An 18,026-nucleotide genomic window follows, 5' to 3' on the forward strand; every position below is an offset into this window, starting at 1 on the left:
TTAAACAATATAAGTATGTACCCTAAAATTATATATAATTTTATATATTATATATAATTTGTTGACGAAAGTGTCCTTATTAAATATAATACTGTTAATAAAGTATAATATTGTTAATTATATATAACTTTATTGTCTTTCAAATATTGAAAAAGTGGAGGGGGGTATCCTTGAAGCTTCCATACGAGTAAAAAGCCCATCAACAAATGCCATCAGCTTATATTACCAATTTTCACGAATGAGTGTAGTTAAAAAGGAGAGATATGATGAAGATTATTGATGTTCGTACAGCTGTAGTAGAAGCTAACTTTGATTGGACTTATGTACGCGTTTACACTGATAAAGGTACATTTGGTACTGGCGAGTGTTTTTTTGCTCCTGGACTAACCAATATCATTGAAGATCTTAAACAAGTTATTATCGGGAAAGACCCACGCAATATCGAGCGCTTGTTCGTAGAGTTACAACATGCTACTTCTGGAGCAGGATCTATTGCCGGATTTGCCATTAATGCTATCACTGGTATTGAATCCGCGTTATGGGATTTGAAAGGAAAAGAGTTAGGTGTACCTATTTATCAATTATTAGGCGGAAAATACCGTGATAAAATCCGGATCTATTGCGACGCTCATGGTGGAGATGACCTTGAATCTTTGAATAATGTGTTACGACCGAGACAAACAAAATGGATGACAGAACTAGGAGTTCGAATGGAACATGAAAACCCTGATAACGCTATTCGTTTCTTTGGAAGTGATAATTTGGACAACTATACCCCGGAAGCCTATGCGAAACAAGCTCGTGAAACCGTTGCTAAAGGATTTAATGTAATGAAATTCGACGTTGATGTCCCATCAAAATTTACAATGGATGATTACAACCGTGCACTTCATAATATGGAGATTAAACAAATGGTTGGCTTTGTAGAAGCAATCCGCAAAGAAGTAGGTTGGGACATTGATATTGCAATCGACTGCCATTGGCGTTATAACCCAAATGATGCGTTGCGTTTAGCATGGGAATTAGAACCATACGGCTTATTGTGGCTAGAAGATCCAACTCCTCCAGAAAATTTAAAGGCACTGTGTCAAGTTACTAAAAATACGAAAACGCCTATAGCTAGTGGTGAAAACCTATATTTACGCCATGCTTTCCGTGAAGTGCTGGAATCCGGGGCAATGAACATCATAGCTCCTGATTTTCAAAAAGTCGGTGGAATTTGGGAAGCCAAAAGAATTTCAGATATGGCAGAAAATTACTTTGTCGGTGTTGTGCCACATAACATTGCCAGTCCCATCGGTACATTGGCCTCTGTTCACGTAGCTGCTGCAAGTTTAGGATTCATCGCCTTGGAGTATCATGCTGATAGTGTGCCATTCTGGAACGATTTACTTATGCATGAAGGAGAACCCCTTATTCAAAATGGTTATATCAAGGTTCCGGAAGGTCCGGGGCTTGGGTACGAATTAAATGAAATCGCTGCAAAGAAATACGCAAAAGAAGGAGAACTTTTCTTTGGCGAGGTCTTAGAGAAAGTTAAGAACAAATAAAAGAAAGGGGCTCAGAGTGAGTGGTTAAAAATACAAATTAGGTATTTTATCAAGAAATCCAATTTGTATCTACTTATGGAGGAAGAAGCATGTTTACATCAGATTGGCTGTGCGTATAAGTGGTGCTTTATCTCATTTGGGCTATTCTTTATCCATGTAACCAACTTATACTGTGCTACAGGTAGATAGGCATATGTTCTTAAAAGGTGAATTTACATTTATCAGAAGTGCTCACAAGGCAATTCCTGCATGACGTTGAGAAATTCAAATGTTTTTTTTTAGTACTTTTCTTTTTTCTTTTTCAGAAGCTTTTAACTGGATTCATGGTCATTTTATTTACTGCTGATGGAGTTTGGCTTGGGAACTGAGTTTACTTGAAGACGTTTCTGAAAGGGTGAGTTTGTTATGAATCGAGTGAATGGTAAAACGATATGGGAAATTAACTGTAAGTCAGATCAAAGGGTGAGATCATGATGGAGCCATTAAAAGATCAGAATCCAGATCAAAGTCAAAATCCTACTAGATTTAGATTTTTTATCCTGATATTACTTTTCTTGGCGACTGCCATCAACTATATGGATAGAGCTAATTTGTCAGTAGCAGGCTCAACCCTTCAAGAGGAACTTGGACTTACTTCATCACAATTGGGCTTTTTATTTTCTGCTTTCACTTGGGCATATGTATTTGCTCAAATCCCTGTCGGATGGTTGCTGGATCGTATAGGTCCACGGCGCCTTTATGGATGGGCAATCATTTTATGGAGCTTTTTCACATTGATGATGGGATTCAGTACCCATCAAATATTCACAACCACCACTGCTTCCTTCATGATGCTACTAATCTGTAGAATGCTGATTGGAATTGCGGAAGCACCTGGATATCCAAGTAACGCAAAAATAGCTACGCTATGGTTCCCTAATAATGAACGTGCACGAGCAACCAGTATATATTCTTCTGGACAATATATCGGATTGGCAATTTTCACACCTTTACTTAGTCTGATGGTAGCAAAAATAAACTGGGAATCTGTATTTTTTGTAACGGGTGCTGTAGGAATTATGTTCGGAGTTATTTGGCTCATGTTTTATAGAAACCCCCAAGAAAGCAAGCTTGTGAACAAAAGCGAACTAGACTATATTAAGGCGAATGGGGGGTACGACTCTGGGCATCAGCTAAATATTAGCCAAAAAATCACATTACAAGAGGTCATTTATGTTGTCAAGCAGAGAAGAGTATGGGGAATCTTCTTTGCTCAGTTTGCTGCTGCCTCCACGCTATATTTCTTTTTGACATGGTTTATTGTTTATCTAGAACAAGGGCTCCATCTACCGATAGCTAAAGCAGGATTCATTGCTTCATTGCCTTATTTAATGGCGATGGCGGGGGTATTATTTGGTGGTTTCCTAAGCGATAGCCTATTAAAAAAAGGGTTTTCTCTTACTGCTGCACGTAAAATACCAATTGTTTCAGGTTTAATCATATCATCGACCATTTGCTTGGCAAACTTTTTTGAAGGGACACCCATAATAGCGGTTATCATTCTGTCGATTGCCTTCTTTGCAAACGCTTACGCTAATATGGGCTGGGTCGCATTGGGGGATGTATTACCCAAAAAGATGGTGGGTACGGTGGGAGGGATTCTTAATGTCGCAGGAAATCTAGCAGGTATCATCAGTCCTATCATTTTTGGTACTTTACTAGATAAAACTCAAAGTTTTCATTGGGCAATGTATTACACTAGTGCAGTCGCGTTATTAGGTGGAATAAGTTTCCTTCTCATTATTGATAAACTAGAAGTGATTGATTTAAGTAAGGTGGAGCAAATTCGTAAATAAACAATGATAAATTTTTATGGAATCACTCCTACCGCTAACCAATATCTTGCGTTTTGTTTATAATGCAGCAAAAAAGATAATTAAAGGAGAGGTTGAATAAAAATGAACATTCAAGCGTATTTAAATGAACTACAGGAAAATCTATATACAGCAGTCATATCGGATATTTTAGATAGCCTTGGTTGGAAAAACCAAGCGCTTCCCCTCCATATTCGTCCTCTAGATCCGGATATGGTTATCTGCGGTTATGCTAAAACGGTTCAAGTGGCAGATGTATCACGTGAACCTGAAAAACCATATAAAAAACAAATCGAAGTACTTGACAGTATTCGACCAGGGGAAGTTTTCGTTGGTGATGTTGGCGGTTCAGAGCGTTCAGCATTTTTTGGTGAACTAATGTCGACAGCTACTAAAGTCGCTGGTGGTCGTGGAGCAGTCATTGATGGATTATGTCGTGATATAAAAAAAATTAAAGAGCTAGGATTTCCTGTATTCGCAAAAGGTATGAGACCAACGGATTCATATGCTCGTAATGAAGTAATCGATTATGACGTAACAATTAAAGTGGGAAACGTCATGATTGAGCCTGGAGATTTAATTTTTGGTGATATTGATGGCATTGTAGTAGTACCAAAGGCAATTGAAGAAGAGGTTGTTAATAAAGCTTTTGAAAAAGTTAAGGGCGAGAATATGGTTCGCGATCATATCTTGAAAGGTATGAAAGTATCTGAAGTTTTCGCAAAATTCGGTATTTTGTAAGTGGATCCTTTATAAACATTGAACAAGAATTATGAATTACTTATGATCGTCATGATAACATGCGTAATAGCATTTCCTATGCATGGGGTCTTCGGCGCATTGTCGGATAAAGTTGGCCGCCGTCCAATTTATATTTTTGGCGCTGTTTTCGCAGCAGTTTGTATCTTCCCTTTCTTTTACTTATTGGAAAGTGGCTCGTTCTATCTTATATTGTTGGGATATATTTTACTAATTAATATTGGACATAACTCCATAAATGCAGTGCAGCCATCTTTCTTTACCGAGTTATTTGGACCTAATGTCCGTTACAGTGGAGCTTCTATTGGTAGCCAGCTTGGAGCAATCGTTGCAGGAGGTTTTACACCATTCATCGCGAAAGCGCTTACCGCATATAACGGAGGTGATTGGAAGTTAGTTTCCATTTATGTTGTGATTGTTTCATTAGCATCGGCAGCAGCTGCTTACTTTGGGCCTGAAACATCACGCCATGATTTAAATGAAAACGTCAATCCTGGAAGTACAGTAGAAGATCGAGACATTTCTTAAATATTTAAGATGGCGCCTATCTATAAAAATTAACGACATTAATGAACAGAGCTTTAAAACAGGAAGAGAATTATTTAAACACAAGTTCAGTCATAATCAGAAGACTTCTTAAACGGAGCGCTATATTGTAACAAAGAAATGCCAACTCTGGATAAGCTGGCATTTCCTTTTTTCATAGTGATTCTTATTTAGCAGCCAGTCTAGAAGCAGCTTCTTCAGCTTCTTTATATGCTTCTTGCAATACTTCATGTGGTTCCAGTAAAGCAGTGCCTTGTGCCCTGATCATTTGATAATCTTCAATGCCAAGGAAATTGAACATGGACTTCAGATATTTATGGGAATATTCGATTTCTGTATACCAATCATCATTCGTATAGATGGATCCGCTTGCTTGGATAACAAGCATTCTTCGGCCGTCTTTTAACAGGCCAACCGAGCCGTTTTCCGTGTATTTAAACGTTTCACGTGCGATTAAAATATTATCCATATAATCTTTTAACTTTGATGGAATATTAAAGTTATGCAAAGGTAAAACGATGACATACGTATTTGCCCGTTTAAATTGTTGCAAGATTTCGGACATACGCTCTGTTACTTTTTGTTCTTGGCTGGTTAGCTCTTGTTCTTTTTGTTGTTTTTCCCATGCACTTAAAACCGTTTGATCTATCATAGGCACCACATCTTGGTAAAGATTGATCTGTTCGATTGTTTCGCTATCAGGAATTAATTGTTTGTATGCTTTTAAAAAATGATTAAAAACTTGAACACTATATGAAGAAGTGTCATCTACCTTCGGATGTGCATTTATAATAAGGGTTGTGTTCATTTGTATTTCTCCTTTGTGGTGTATTTCCATTTCGATTAAAGACAAAATTAATCGTCGATCGAATCGATCTTTAATATAAACGCAATAAAGATGTTTGTCAAATTTATTAATTTATCCACGTTAGGCATTTCGCCTATTTGACAAACACCCTGAATACTCCTAAGATACTAACTGATAACTCTTAAAACCAAAAGCAGGTGAGCGTTTATGAAATATAGTGTCGGGGTTGAATATGCTTTACATTGTCTTGTTTATTTGATCGATATTCCCTCAAAGGATAGTGTTGGAATTAAAGACTTGGCAGAATTCCAAGGTCTTTCGGAGACGTTCCTTTCAAAAGTTTTCGGTAAATTATCCAAAGCTGGAATCGTAAGTTCGATCTCTGGTGTAAAGGGAGGATATAGATTAGCTAAGTCACCTGAATATATTTCCTTTTGGGATGTGATAGAAGCTGTTGAAGGGGTAAAACCCATCTTTCAATGTAAAAATATAGTGAAGGATGGTCTGCTATATCGAGACAAGGACTGTCATTCCTGTGAATTCAGCAATTCTTCTTGTACAATTAACTTAGTGATGCTTGAGGCAGAAGAAAACATGCGTAATACTCTTCGTGATAAGACCATTGCCTGGTTAGATAAGGAGCTCGACCTTGTTTTACCTAAGAAAATAAGAACCGATACCCGGGAGTATTTCAAAAATAGAGCTCTAACTAAATTGCCTTGATATAATAGTTAGGGCTTTTTTTTGATTCCATATCTTATAAGTTCTCTGGAAGCTCTCCATGTAAAGGATATGTTATAATGAATTTCGTTTCCACCATGTATCAGGTAATATGAGACGTTCAACCAGGTTGCTTTTGCAGTAGAATCAAAGAAAAATAATTTGCCCGAGCTGATGGTGGGCAATACCGTTAATTGAATTTTAATGACGGAATATTCCGTTTAATGCAAGGGGAGATTTAAGGAACTCTGCGAATAAACTCACTTTTATCATGGAGGAAGAATCATGGGCCACTTAAAAGGGAAAATTGCGATCATTACGGGTGTAAGTCGACTGAAAGGGATAGGAGCTGCCATTTGTCAGGAGTTAGCTGAATCGGGGTATCATATATTTTTCACTTATTGGACGGAATATGATAAGGAAATGCCCTGGAGCATTGAAATGGATGAACCAATGAAATTAAAAGAAGAATTGCTCAAAAAGGGTATAAAGGTGTCATGTATGGAGTTGGATTTAACTCAATTTGATGCACCAAAACAGCTTATAGACCAAGTTTCCGAACGACTTGGTTATCCGGATATCTTGATTAATAACGCAGCATACTCGACTAACAACGATTTTTCCAATTTAACCGCCGAAGAATTGGATAAACATTATATGGTGAATGTACGTGCAACAACATTATTAAGCAGTAAATTCGCTCAAGGGTTTGATAAGAAATCGGGTGGAAGGATAGTCAACCTTACTTCTGGGCAGTTTCAAGGACCAATGCCAGGAGAATTGGCCTATGCAACAACAAAAGGGGCAGTAGACGCATTAACCATTACCTTGTCGGCTGAACTAGCCTCCCTGGGTATAACGGTTAATGCAGTAAATCCCGGACCAACCGATACGGGGTGGATGACAGAGGAAGTGAAAAATGAATTAAAACCGATGTTTCCTTTCGGGAGAATAGGAAAGCCAAGCGATATTGCAAAAACGATTAAATTTCTTGTAAGCGAGGAAGCAGACTGGATCACAGGTCAAATCATTCATTCAGAGGGCGGTTTCAGAAGGTGAGTTAAACTGTATTTTTTTCGATAAGTATAAAACCAGCCGCCATATGGCGGCCGCAGTTTGTAGACAAAAGGGGTTCGGAATTATAAATTCCGAACCCCTTTTTGAGATTCTCTTTGAATTGTGCCTATAGTGAAGAGATTCGGGCTCTACGAGCCTCCTATGTTAAACCATTTTTGGGATTTACCATGCCCAATTGGCCATCTTCTTTACATTCATGGCAGCGAAAGTAAGCATCGCTTGCATCGACAATTTTTTAAGTCCCCTTAAAGTAGTCCAACGCATTCCATGCTTTTCTTTTGCATCTGCGAATACACGCTCAATCGTTTCCTTGCGTTTCGCATAGATAGGTTTTACATCTTGATGATGACGCAGATGATCTGCTTCTTCCATATTTTCTTGCCAGATATGGCGTGTCACCACTTTTTGATGGTCTTTGCTTTCCGTACACTGTGATAAAAATGAGCATGTCTTACACTTGTGTTTGGGAGATTTATACTCGCGATATCCCTCTTTATTTGTTGTTGAGTACGTTAAAACCTCGCCCGATGGGCAAAGGTAACAGTCAAAATGTTCATCGTAAACATACTCATGTTTGCGGAAGAATCTTTCTTTTGTCCGTGGTCGTGTATAGGGTAAAGCTGGCGTGATTTCTTTGTTATAGGTAGCTTGTAATGGCCGGTGTTTCATAAGCGGCATCTGCCGCAACGGCTTCCGGTTTTCCAATATTCTCAATCACTTGATCAACAAGTGGCTCTAAAACTTGACTATCATGTGTATTTCCAGGCGATACAATCGTTCCTAATACGAACCCGTTGCGGTCTGCAGCTGCGTGGAATGAATAGGCAAACTGTTTTGTTCGTTCATCTTTCACATAGTAGCCACTCTCGGAATCCGTTGTACTTTCTTTTATTTCTTTCGTTTCGTTCTTATCAAATTTATCCGGTGGAAAAGGCTTCTTTCCATGGTTTTCACGGTCTTGATTGATTTCATCTTGAAGTCGTTTTTGATACGCACGTGTTTCTTTGCGAACGATTTTCTTTTCAAATTTCTTCTTATTCGCACTGGCTTTCACATGGGTGGAATCCACGAAAACATGTTCAGCACGTATTAACTTTTTATTGGCAGCTGTCATTAAGATGTGATAGAAAATCTGTTCAAACAGGTCTGTATCTTTAAAGCGCCGCTCATAATTTTTGCCAAAGGTAGAGAAGTGAGGGACTTTATCATGGAAACCATAGCCTAAGAACCAACGGTAAGCCATATTGGTTTCGACCTCTTCAATCGTTTTACGCATGGAACGAATACCGAAGGTATATTGAATGAATGCCAGCTTGACTAAAACAACGGGATCAATACTAGGGCGTCCTATCTCAGAATACATCTCTTTCACCAAGTCATAAATGAAAGTGAAGTCAATGGCAGCCTCCATTTTACGTACCAAATGGTTCGGTGGCACCAATTGATCTAACGTAATCATTTCAAGTTGATCTCGCTGAATAGAATCATGTTTAGAAAGCATCCTCATCACCTCACGTTTTGATCCTTCTATTTTAAAACAAAAATCCTTCTCGGTAAAAGGGTTCTATCTAAAGGGACAAACAAAGTTGATTGGAACGGAAGGTACGAGACTCCTGCGGGAAGTGCGAGTCACGGGAGACCCCACAGGCTGTAAAGCCGAGGAGACTCCCGGACCGCCCGCGGAAAGCGAGTGCCTGGAGAGGAAATCAACGGCCACATTGTTCAACTCATAAAAATAGACAAACTCGATTTTCATCGAGTTTGTCTACAGTCTGCAGCCGCCATATGGCGGCCGTTTTATGGTCCAGATAAAGCTTTTCACTAGAACCGTTCAGATTTCACTAGGATTTTCACCTGGTGTTTTCCTTGATTGAACGCTCAAATCCTTACATTGTCCAAAGCTATCTTTTTCGTTACTAATTTTTCGGCAGAAAAGTACCTTTTTTGAATTAAGGACAATACGGCCTGGAACACATTGCTATAGCCAATGATGCCCTTTACCGTTTATCTAACTCTACATAAAACGGTTGTAAGCTTAGAAAACTAGCGATCTTGATTTAGTTGGGGCATCCCTGTCTCCCTTGCTCAAGTTTTCTAGCTGCCGACTAAATACTTACCTCTCATTTTTAAAATGGTTTATAAAGTCTCCTTACTTACTGCATCTGTAAATAAACTGCATATTTTTCCTGTTTAGGTAAATGGCTTACAGCGGCCTGGCCACACTTTTGGGAATTATAGGAACGGCAGTAGCCATTTCTCTCACAATATGGTATATGAATTCTAGGTTAAAGAAAAGTATGGCAAAAGGAGAAACATTTGCTGATTTTGATGTTTCCGGTTTGGATGGGCCAGTGAAAAAAGATTTTCAAACCGATTTAATCAGGGCACTTTCCATATTATTGTAATTTTCCATTATTTTGATTGGCGGTTTTTTTAAAGTGGGTAATATTTTTATTATAGGAATGACCTGAGCGAATTTACTTGCACTAATAGCGGTAATTTTAGCAGCAGTCATCCTTTATTGATTTTAAGTGAGAACGTAACTGAAATGCTCAAGCAACACAAACCGAAATGAACATCCTTACGTTATGAATGATAGACTGCTGGTGGGAACGTCGCAAAACCTTTGGTGAAGAATGCCAAAGATTTTTTTATGTATAATCCACATGGATATGAATGAATAGTATACTTGAGCCGGGAAAATTGGTGGCTTCAGGTGACGAACTGTCTTTTAAGCTGAATATAAAAAAACAACTCTTACATGAAAATGATTGTATTCCTATAAAACTGAAATAAGGATGTCCAACATTCCTAATGGACATCCTATTATTTTCTTGGTAACGAACGGCAGGAAAAAAGAAAGCGTGTTTTTCTTTTTCCTGCTTTTTTTATTCTTCGGTATATCCGAAAACTTTTGAGATTTCCAAACAGCTTTTTCTTAAATATTGGCTCAAAGGATCTTCGCAATGATCAGGAATGCTTTCGGTGAATCCGACGGCAGTGATCGCTCCCAATAATTCCGAATTATAATTGAAAACCGGTATGGATATGGAGGAAACGGAAGGAACAAGAGGCTCCTTGGCAAACGCGATTTTGTTTCTGCGAATTACATGATACTCCTCCGTTTCTCTAAGAAGATCCCCCGTAACATTACGATCCTTTTCAATCCAATCCGCAGTCAATGAAGGATCCTGGAAAACAGTGAATACTTTCCCGGAAGAAGAGGATGGAGGCAAACGCGTACCTAGTTGGGCACCGATGTTCAAGTTTTGATTGGAATTCCATATTTTTGCCGTTGTGGGTCCATCGTAAGTCCAAACGGAGAAAAGGACCGTGCAGGAGGTATGGTGACTGATTTCCTGTAAGTATGGAGTGATTCGGCTTGTGATGTCCTCATTTCCTATGGCTGCCATTCCGTATTGAATCAGCTTGCTGCCAAGATGATACATACCAGTTGTCTTATCACGGTATAGCAGGTCAAGTTGCGTCAAAGTATTCAAATACTTATAGAGGTTACTTTTCGTTATTTCCGTCAATTCTTGAATATCCGAGAATCGTAAAGGCTTTCTTTGGGAAGCAAGTAAATCTATTATGCTCATTCCTATTTGTAATGATTGAATCGTCGAACCAGATTTTACGATTTCCATGAGTTAATCTCCTACCCAGTTTTGATTTTAAGACTAGTATATCAGAATCCTTGAAATTTTAATGAATGTAGCTAGCAAAAGGTATTAAGGTGTCGTATTCCGTTAATTCCCCAGCTGGGACAAAGGGATCCAATATGGGGTAGATGATATCATTTTTTTAATGATGACGATAATTCTTGACAATTTTCTGAAAAATAAGTTATTGTTTATATAAATAGTGAACTAAGTTATCTATTTATATAATAAACAAAATTTAGATTTAAAGGAGAAGTCAAAATGAAATTAGTAACTTTCAGTAATGAAGGATTTAAACGTATTGGGGCAATTTATCCGAATAATGAAATAGTGGACTTGAACTATGCATATCAAGCCTTGCTCGAGAGCGAGGGGAAACTTCGCGGTGAACAAATTGCCGAGGCGTATGTTCCAGCCACAATGGAAGCGTTCTTACAGGGAGGGAATGAAAGCCTTTCCATCGCCGTAAAGGCTGCAGATTATGCATTCCATAATCGAGACTCTTTCAAACATAAGTTGATCCATCAGGTTGAAGAAATTAAACTTGAGGCTCCTGTCCAAAAGCCAGGTAAGATCATTTGCGTCGGTCATAACTACCGTGAACACATTGCAGAAATGGGCCGCGAATTACCGCCATTCCCAGTAGTGTTCGCAAAGTTCGCCAATACTGTAATCGGTCCCCAGGATGACATTCCCTTCTTCCCCATTTCTGAACAGCTGGATTATGAAGCGGAATTCGCTTTTGTCGTCGGACAAAGGGCACGAAATGTTACACAAGAGGAGGCACTTGATTATGTAGCGGGATATACGATTGCCAATGATGTTACATATCGTGATATCCAACGCCGCACGCTTGAATGGCTACAAGGAAAAACGGTTGAAGGAAGTGCTCCGATGGGGCCTTGGCTAGTCACTTCCGATGAGCTGCCCGATCCATCGGGTCTAAATGTTCGATTGACTGTTAATGGGGAAGAACGACAAAAGACGAATACTGCCAACTTCGTATTCGACGTTAAATATTTAGTCGAATTCCTATCGAGCTTGATGACTCTTGAACCTGGCGATATCGTTCTCACAGGAACACCGGGCGGGGTAGGAGTTGCACGTGATCCTCAAGCATTCTTAAAAGACGGTGACGTAGTTAAAATCGAAATCGACAAAATAGGTTATCTTGAAAACCGCGTGAGTCGTGTTGAGGAGGGGAAATGATCATGACTTTTCAGAACATTGAAAAATCAATTGAATCAATTCAGCTATCAATAGACCATATTCTTGAGACAACCAAAAACCTTCCGGAAGAAACGGTCCGCTGCAACCCGACAGAAGATGAATGGTCCATCTTGCAGATACTTTCCCATTTAGCAGAAGCCATTCCATATTGGTTAGGTGAAGTGAAAACGGTCGTGTCGATGCCTGGTTCCAAATGGGGACGCGGATTGCAGGATCCGGCCCGATTGGCAGCCGTCACTGATACGGAACGGCTTTCTGTGGATGAGGTTAAAAAACAAGTGGAGGAGCTTAAAGGTAAAGTGGAGAGCGTGCTCGGGAAATTAGATCAAGAAACCCTATCTAAGGAATCGCCACACCGGAATTTCGCTAAATTCGGAAATAAACCCGTTTCATATATTGTGGACCATTTCATCGATGAACATGTTTCAGGACACTATGGGCAGATCCAGAGAAATCTTTCAAAAATCAAATGAAGATAGATAAAAAAAGAAAGCAGGGATTATTGTGGTTGAAAAACTAGAATACATGAATAGTGCAATCGTAAAAGATTTTACAAAGGATATCCAGCAGTATAATCTTGGTCCACTGTGGGAAGCGATTCCCGCTCTGATGGACCATGAACCTAAACCTCATGCCCATGCCTATTTATGGAAAGAAGAGCTTTTGACAAAAAAATTGTTGGAGGCTGCTGAAATCTTTACTCCCGATCGAGGGGGGGAGCGAAGGGCGATTTATTTTCAAAACCCAGGCTTAACTTATCGCAAACCATGGGGATGGGCTTCGACAACACAAACGCTTTATGCAGCGGTGCAATTATTGTTGCCAGGTGAAGTGGCTCCTTCCCACCGCCACTCACAAAGTGCCCTGCGATTCATAACGAACGGAGAGGGTGCCTACACCATCGTTCAAGGAGAAAGGATTTTCATGGAAGAAGGAGATTTCTTGATCACGCCTAAAAATTTATGGCATGGTCATGGCCATATCGGAGAAAAACCAATGATTTGGATGGATGCCCTAGATATTCCAACGATTTATTCCATAGGCGGCACATTTTTTGAACCATACCCCGATCGAATCGAAACGCCTAAACGTCCGGATAATTTTTCGGAACTGCGTTATCATGGCGGAATGGTACGTCCCGTATCCGATCGTTATTCACAAGTGGCTCCGCTTGCCAACTACAAGTGGGAAGGCACCAAAGCAGCAATTGAAGGATTGATGAATTTCGACCCTGATCCATATGAAGGTTTTGCCGTTGAATATATCAATCCTTCAAATGGGCAAACGGCCAATCCCACAATGGGGGCATGGATGCAAAAACTGCCAAAAGGATTTCATACTAAAGCACATCGCCATACCCATTCCACGATCTATCAGGTACATCAAGGTACAGGTTATACGGTCATTAATGGCGTCCGCTTCGATTGGTCTAAGGGAGATTATTTCGTCGTTCCGAATTGGGCTTGGCATGAACACGTTGCAGAAGTGGATTCTTATCTATTCTCGGTAAATGACCTTCCAATAATGGAGAGATTCGATTTGGAACAGGAGCAGGCATTTGATGCAAACAATGGATACCAAAAGGTTGAAAGTGAATTTAAGCCTGTATTGGTATAAAAGTGCTTCAAGATGATTGAAGGCATCCAGCTCAAGATGATTACGAGAGAATACTGATCAAAAGAAAGCGTTTACTACGTTCCAGTGTATAACTTTGCTATAGGCAACTATATTCGGGGGGAATAGATGATGAACAGAGAAAACAAACCATTCATCGTTATCGGTGGTGGAATAGGTGGATTGGCAACGGCTCTAGGTATAGCGGAAACAAAACAATATGTGAAAGTTTTGGAACAGGCACCTGAATTTGGGGAAATCGGTGCGGGGATTCAGCTGGCTGCAAACGCAACCAATGTTTTACAGCGTCTAGGTGTGATGGATAAAATCAACGAAATTGCAGTCTTTCCAAAAAGGCTGGTACTTATGGATGCCTTTTCAGGCAAGGAGCTTTCCGCTTTGGATTTAGGTGATGTTTATAAAGAAAGATATGGTGCGCCATACGTTGTTTTGCATCGTTCCGATTTGCATAAAGTACTAGCAGAAGCTTGTGAAAGCAACCCATTTATCGAGCTGGTAACTAACCAAACCATCATCGAAGCAGAGGAAAGTGATGGCGAGGTTACCGTTATTGCTTCAGATGGATCCCACCATTCAGGTACGGCCATCATCGGAGCGGATGGTTTATGGTCCAATGCACGTAAACTGTTTGTGGAAGATCAACCGGTCTGCTCGCAATATGTGGCCTATAGAGGAGCTATCCCGATGGAGGAGGTAACAAGCCATGGAGATCTGGATGATGTATATATGTGGATTGGGCCCAATCTTCATCTTGTTCAATATCCGGTTAGAAGGGGTGAACTGTACAACCAAGTAGTGGTCTTCAAAAGCTCCGAATACACAAAAGAAAACGAACATACAATCCACTGGGGTACACCTGAAGAAATGGATCGTATTTTTGCAGGAACTTGCGAGCTTGTTCAAAATGCAATTTCATTCATCCAACGTCAGCGTCGCTGGCCGATGTATGACCGACTACCGATTGATAATTGGACAAAAGGCAGGATTACGCTTATGGGTGATGCTGCACATCCGATGCTTCAATACTTGGCACAGGGTGCCTGCCAGGCTTTAGAGGATGCAGCCTATTTGACGGATATGCTGCACAAGCATGGGCAAGACATAGAACAAGCATTTGTGGAATATCAAAAAGAACGCATTCCTCGCACCGCGAATGTTCAGAACAGTGCAAGAATGTGGGGGGAAATCATCCACAATACGACCGATGCAGGCATTCTGCTTCGTGATACGATCCTATTAAGCCGCACGGATAAGGATTTCCAATTCATTGATGAATTCCATGGTTACAATAAAAAGGCACGTGAAAGCATCATCTGATTTGTTTCATTTCATATCTTGTTTGAAACCTTTGTACAAAACAATTTTGCCTATTTTCCTTATGGAAGATAGGCTTTTGGCCGTTAATCGTTCCATCCTTCCTGTATGGTACGACAAAAGAACAGGCCCGAAATTGTCCTTGATTTCGCTGCAAAAGAAAAAAGGTATATAGTAGATCTTTTATTGATAAAAAGAAGGTAGGATTAATATAACGATATTTAAGTATAGTAAAAGCATTAAGTAGACTATAAGGGATTAATTACCATTTAAGAAAAAAAGGTATGTTTAAAGAAAGGGGGATTCATTTATTAACCTCCATTTGATACACCTTTGTTAATAGCCAAATAATCATTGAAGTATAAAATTGAATTTAAATAGTGTATATCCCATTCTCTAAAACTAGAATTTTATTACTATAATATTAATTTAAAAATTATGTCTATACACTAATATCCATCAGCTTCACTATTTTTTCTTTTTATTCAGAAAAGTAAGATTGTTATTTGACTTTGGTATAACAATATTATAATATGTTTTTTAAGGAGTTAGAGGCTGCCATCTCACTGTTAAAGAAAGCGATTGCAATAAGAGCTTGCATGGAAAGACAAGCCTCTCCATCAATGTTTGTTGGAAGCGATAATCTTTGCTTCTATGAAATTATTGAACCAATCAGATCTAAATTTATTTCAAGATTGTCTTCTCCAGTTACACAGCACCTTTTATAAAATGAAGGAGGTTTAACAATGGCAGAAAATAGAGAACAAAAAAGTACAGGCATAGTTCGTACGGTACTTGGACCTGTTCCGGCTCAGGAACTAGGTGTTGTACTCATTCATGAATCACTTCTTTCTGTAACGCCCGGGGCAGAATATGCACCTGAAATTGATATGGATAAGAGTAAGATTTTTGATATTTTACAGCGTAAACTAATAGATTTCCGTCGTAATGGCGGAAGAACGATTGTAGATCATAGCGGTATGTTCCATGGCCGTGACGTGAAACTTTATGAAACACTTTCTAAGACGACAGGGGTACATATTGTAGCCTCAACAGGGTTAGGGCCAGAGGGAATGCTAAGTGGGTATTTTACTACTCCGCAAACTCATCCACCAACACCTTGGCCAGCAGAACAATTTGCTGGTTTGTTCATTAAAGAGGTAATTGAAGGTATTGTGGTACCACGTGTTGAACGGTCAGGTCCAGCAGGCATAGTAACGTCAATTGCAACTCAAAGCGGGATTGTGGAAATTGAAGAGAACCTTTTCCGCGGTTGTGCACAAACAGCTTTGGCAACAGGAGTACCTGTATCCTTGCAATATGGTGCAAATGCTCTAAATGACTTGGAAGTTGCATTAAGCGAAGGCATTGAAACGCACCGTGTCATAATCGGGGGACTAGACCGTCTAGATGCAGTGAAACGTAAAGAAGCATTCGCTATTGCTGAACGTGGCGCGTATGTTGCATTAGATCATGTTGGCTGGTCTACACCCGAAGGCTATATTAATGATATGGAGCGTGCTCGGTTAATTGCAGAACTATTCGAAAAAGGACTTGGTGAACGCGTCCTGATTTCTACGAACGCCGTTGGCTGTGCTAAAGGTCATGAAACAAAGGATATTGACTACAATTACCTACTGACAAAATTCGTGCCATTTCTGCATGAAGCAGGCATGTTGAATGAAGAAATTCGTATATTGTTAGAGGATAATCCACAACGCGTACTGGCTGGTGATGCCACCGCAGTTGTCAAAAAGGAAACTGCTGTGGGAGCAAAACAAAAATAAATGCGAGGAGTGAATAAATTATGGGTAAGGTAAATACGGTTCTAGGTCCGATAGCTTCAGAGGATTTAGGAATCACTGCAATGCATGAACATATTGGTTTTGGTCTTCCGGGATGTGACTTGGATACTCAGTGGTGGAAAAAACCTGAAGGAGCATTTGATGTTACCATTCGAAAGTTGCGACGCTTTCGTGAACACGGCGGTAAAACATTCGTTGATTGTACGGGGATCGGAAATGGGCGTGATGTTGAATATTTCCAAGTGCTTTCTCGCAGAACTGGTGTCAATATCGTTGCTGTTACAGGTTTTGTAGCAGGAGATTCAGCGTTGCCCTATTTCCGTAATAAAACAGTTGAGTATCTTGCCGATTTATTCATACATGAAATTACGGTAGGTATTGATGGAACAAGAGCAAAAGCTGGTGCAGTTAAAGTAGGTGTCAGCAGGGAAGGTCTAAGTGAACTGGATCAACGCATTTATCGGGCAGCTGCACGTGCTGCTGTGAAAACTGGTGTTCCTATCATTACACACTTATCAACAGAACCGGAGCTAGCCATTGACATTTTTGAATCGGAAGGATTACCTCTAAATCGTGTACTTATGGGACATGCAGATGTTGGTCAAGATGCCGATGAAGAGCGTGATAAAATGATTGCAAGCCGAGGCGGATATGTAGGTTTCGATACGATTGGTTATGACAAGGAGATGGAAGACGCGCCGTATTGGTCACGTCCTCGTCAAGAACGTGTTAATCATTTTCTTTCTTTCCTGGAAAAAGGTTTTCTGGAAAGGGCCGTCATTTCAGCCGATGCTAACTGCTGTGCTCTAGGCTGGCCAGGATTAAAGGGGCATTCTGTAAACTACCTATTTGAAGAATTCATCCCCGACCTTCGAAAAGCGGGCGTAGCTGAAGATGTATTTGACCAACTGTTAGTTCGTACTCCTGCAATTTTCCTTACGATGCAAGAACCTAATGGATCTTTTGGCAGTCCGATGGCCAATACGTCAGCAAACAACAATATAATAAACGTGCCTGTTATCGGAAAATGACCTTTTAGAAATAATGGCCGAACATAGTGTTTAAGT

Annotated in this window: 14 protein-coding genes and 2 pseudogenes; 12 read left to right on the forward strand and 4 right to left on the reverse strand. The window is 39.9% G+C overall.

Going from position 1 to position 18,026, the window contains the following annotated elements; genetic code table 11:
- The first annotated feature begins 263 nt into the window (after positions 1-263).
- From ABE28_RS08425 to ABE28_RS08440, 4 genes are all read left to right on the forward strand, one after another.
- A complete protein-coding gene (locus ABE28_RS08425; RefSeq protein WP_083231993.1) occupies positions 264-1,550 on the forward strand; it encodes a mandelate racemase/muconate lactonizing enzyme family protein in 1,287 nt (428 codons plus the stop codon).
- A gap of 470 nt (positions 1,551-2,020) precedes the next feature.
- Positions 2,021-3,385 carry an MFS transporter gene (locus ABE28_RS08430; protein WP_257390744.1) on the forward strand — a complete coding sequence of 455 codons (1,365 nt, stop codon included), beginning with the start codon at positions 2,021-2,023 and terminating at the stop codon, positions 3,383-3,385.
- 102 nt (positions 3,386-3,487) lie between these two features.
- Positions 3,488-4,144, forward strand: a complete 657-nt coding sequence (locus ABE28_RS08435) for an RraA family protein (RefSeq protein WP_064461939.1) — start codon at positions 3,488-3,490, stop codon at positions 4,142-4,144.
- 51 nt (positions 4,145-4,195) lie between these two features.
- On the forward strand, positions 4,196-4,690 hold the full coding sequence (locus tag ABE28_RS08440) for an MFS transporter (protein ID WP_083232237.1): 495 nt from the start codon (positions 4,196-4,198) through the stop codon (positions 4,688-4,690).
- Positions 4,691-4,874: 184 nt separating this feature from the next.
- Here ABE28_RS08440 and ABE28_RS08445 read toward each other — a convergent pair whose 3' ends face one another.
- On the reverse strand, positions 4,875-5,516 hold the full coding sequence (locus ABE28_RS08445) for an FMN-dependent NADH-azoreductase (protein WP_064461940.1): 642 nt from the start codon (positions 5,514-5,516) through the stop codon (positions 4,875-4,877).
- Between the two features lie 207 nt (positions 5,517-5,723).
- Here ABE28_RS08445 and ABE28_RS08450 point away from each other — a divergent pair, with 207 nt between their 5' ends.
- Positions 5,724-6,239 carry an RrF2 family transcriptional regulator gene (locus ABE28_RS08450; RefSeq protein WP_064461941.1) on the forward strand — a complete coding sequence of 172 codons (516 nt, stop codon included), beginning with the start codon at positions 5,724-5,726 and terminating at the stop codon, positions 6,237-6,239.
- A gap of 282 nt (positions 6,240-6,521) precedes the next feature.
- Positions 6,522-7,295, forward strand: coding sequence for an SDR family oxidoreductase (locus tag ABE28_RS08455; RefSeq protein ID WP_180319984.1), 774 nt, complete (start codon positions 6,522-6,524; stop codon positions 7,293-7,295).
- A gap of 180 nt (positions 7,296-7,475) precedes the next feature.
- Here the strand turns inward: ABE28_RS08455 and ABE28_RS08460 are convergent.
- From ABE28_RS08460 to ABE28_RS08465, 3 genes and pseudogenes are all read right to left on the reverse strand, one after another.
- Positions 7,476-8,814: pseudogene (locus ABE28_RS08460) on the reverse strand (IS1182 family transposase).
- A gap of 377 nt (positions 8,815-9,191) precedes the next feature.
- Positions 9,192-9,317: pseudogene (locus ABE28_RS26065) on the reverse strand (butanediol dehydrogenase); the annotation flags it as partial.
- 884 nt (positions 9,318-10,201) lie between these two features.
- Positions 10,202-10,960: an IclR family transcriptional regulator gene (locus ABE28_RS08465; RefSeq protein WP_064464547.1), complete on the reverse strand. Its 759-nt coding sequence runs from the start codon at positions 10,958-10,960 to the stop codon at positions 10,202-10,204.
- Between the two features lie 276 nt (positions 10,961-11,236).
- Between ABE28_RS08465 and ABE28_RS08470 the strand changes: the two genes are divergently transcribed.
- From ABE28_RS08470 to ABE28_RS08495, 6 genes are all read left to right on the forward strand, one after another.
- Positions 11,237-12,184: a fumarylacetoacetate hydrolase family protein gene (locus ABE28_RS08470; RefSeq protein ID WP_064464545.1), complete on the forward strand. Its 948-nt coding sequence runs from the start codon at positions 11,237-11,239 to the stop codon at positions 12,182-12,184.
- Between the two features lie 2 nt (positions 12,185-12,186).
- Complete coding sequence (locus ABE28_RS08475; RefSeq protein ID WP_064464563.1) at positions 12,187-12,678, forward strand: DinB family protein; 492 nt, start codon at positions 12,187-12,189, stop codon at positions 12,676-12,678.
- A 31-nt stretch (positions 12,679-12,709) separates the two neighbouring features.
- Positions 12,710-13,822, forward strand: coding sequence for a cupin domain-containing protein (locus ABE28_RS08480; protein WP_373921324.1), 1,113 nt, complete (start codon positions 12,710-12,712; stop codon positions 13,820-13,822).
- 126 nt (positions 13,823-13,948) lie between these two features.
- Entirely contained in the window at positions 13,949-15,157 is a 1,209-nt protein-coding gene (locus ABE28_RS08485) for an FAD-dependent monooxygenase (RefSeq protein ID WP_064464543.1), read from the forward strand.
- 743 nt (positions 15,158-15,900) lie between these two features.
- A complete protein-coding gene (locus ABE28_RS08490) occupies positions 15,901-16,941 on the forward strand; it encodes a phosphotriesterase family protein (protein ID WP_064464541.1) in 1,041 nt (346 codons plus the stop codon).
- A 20-nt stretch (positions 16,942-16,961) separates the two neighbouring features.
- On the forward strand, positions 16,962-17,990 hold the full coding sequence (locus ABE28_RS08495; RefSeq protein WP_083231995.1) for a phosphotriesterase family protein: 1,029 nt from the start codon (positions 16,962-16,964) through the stop codon (positions 17,988-17,990).
- Positions 17,991-18,026 lie beyond the last annotated feature (36 nt).

Source organism: Peribacillus muralis, assembly GCF_001645685.2.
GTDB lineage: Bacteria > Bacillota > Bacilli > Bacillales > DSM-1321 > Peribacillus > Peribacillus muralis_A.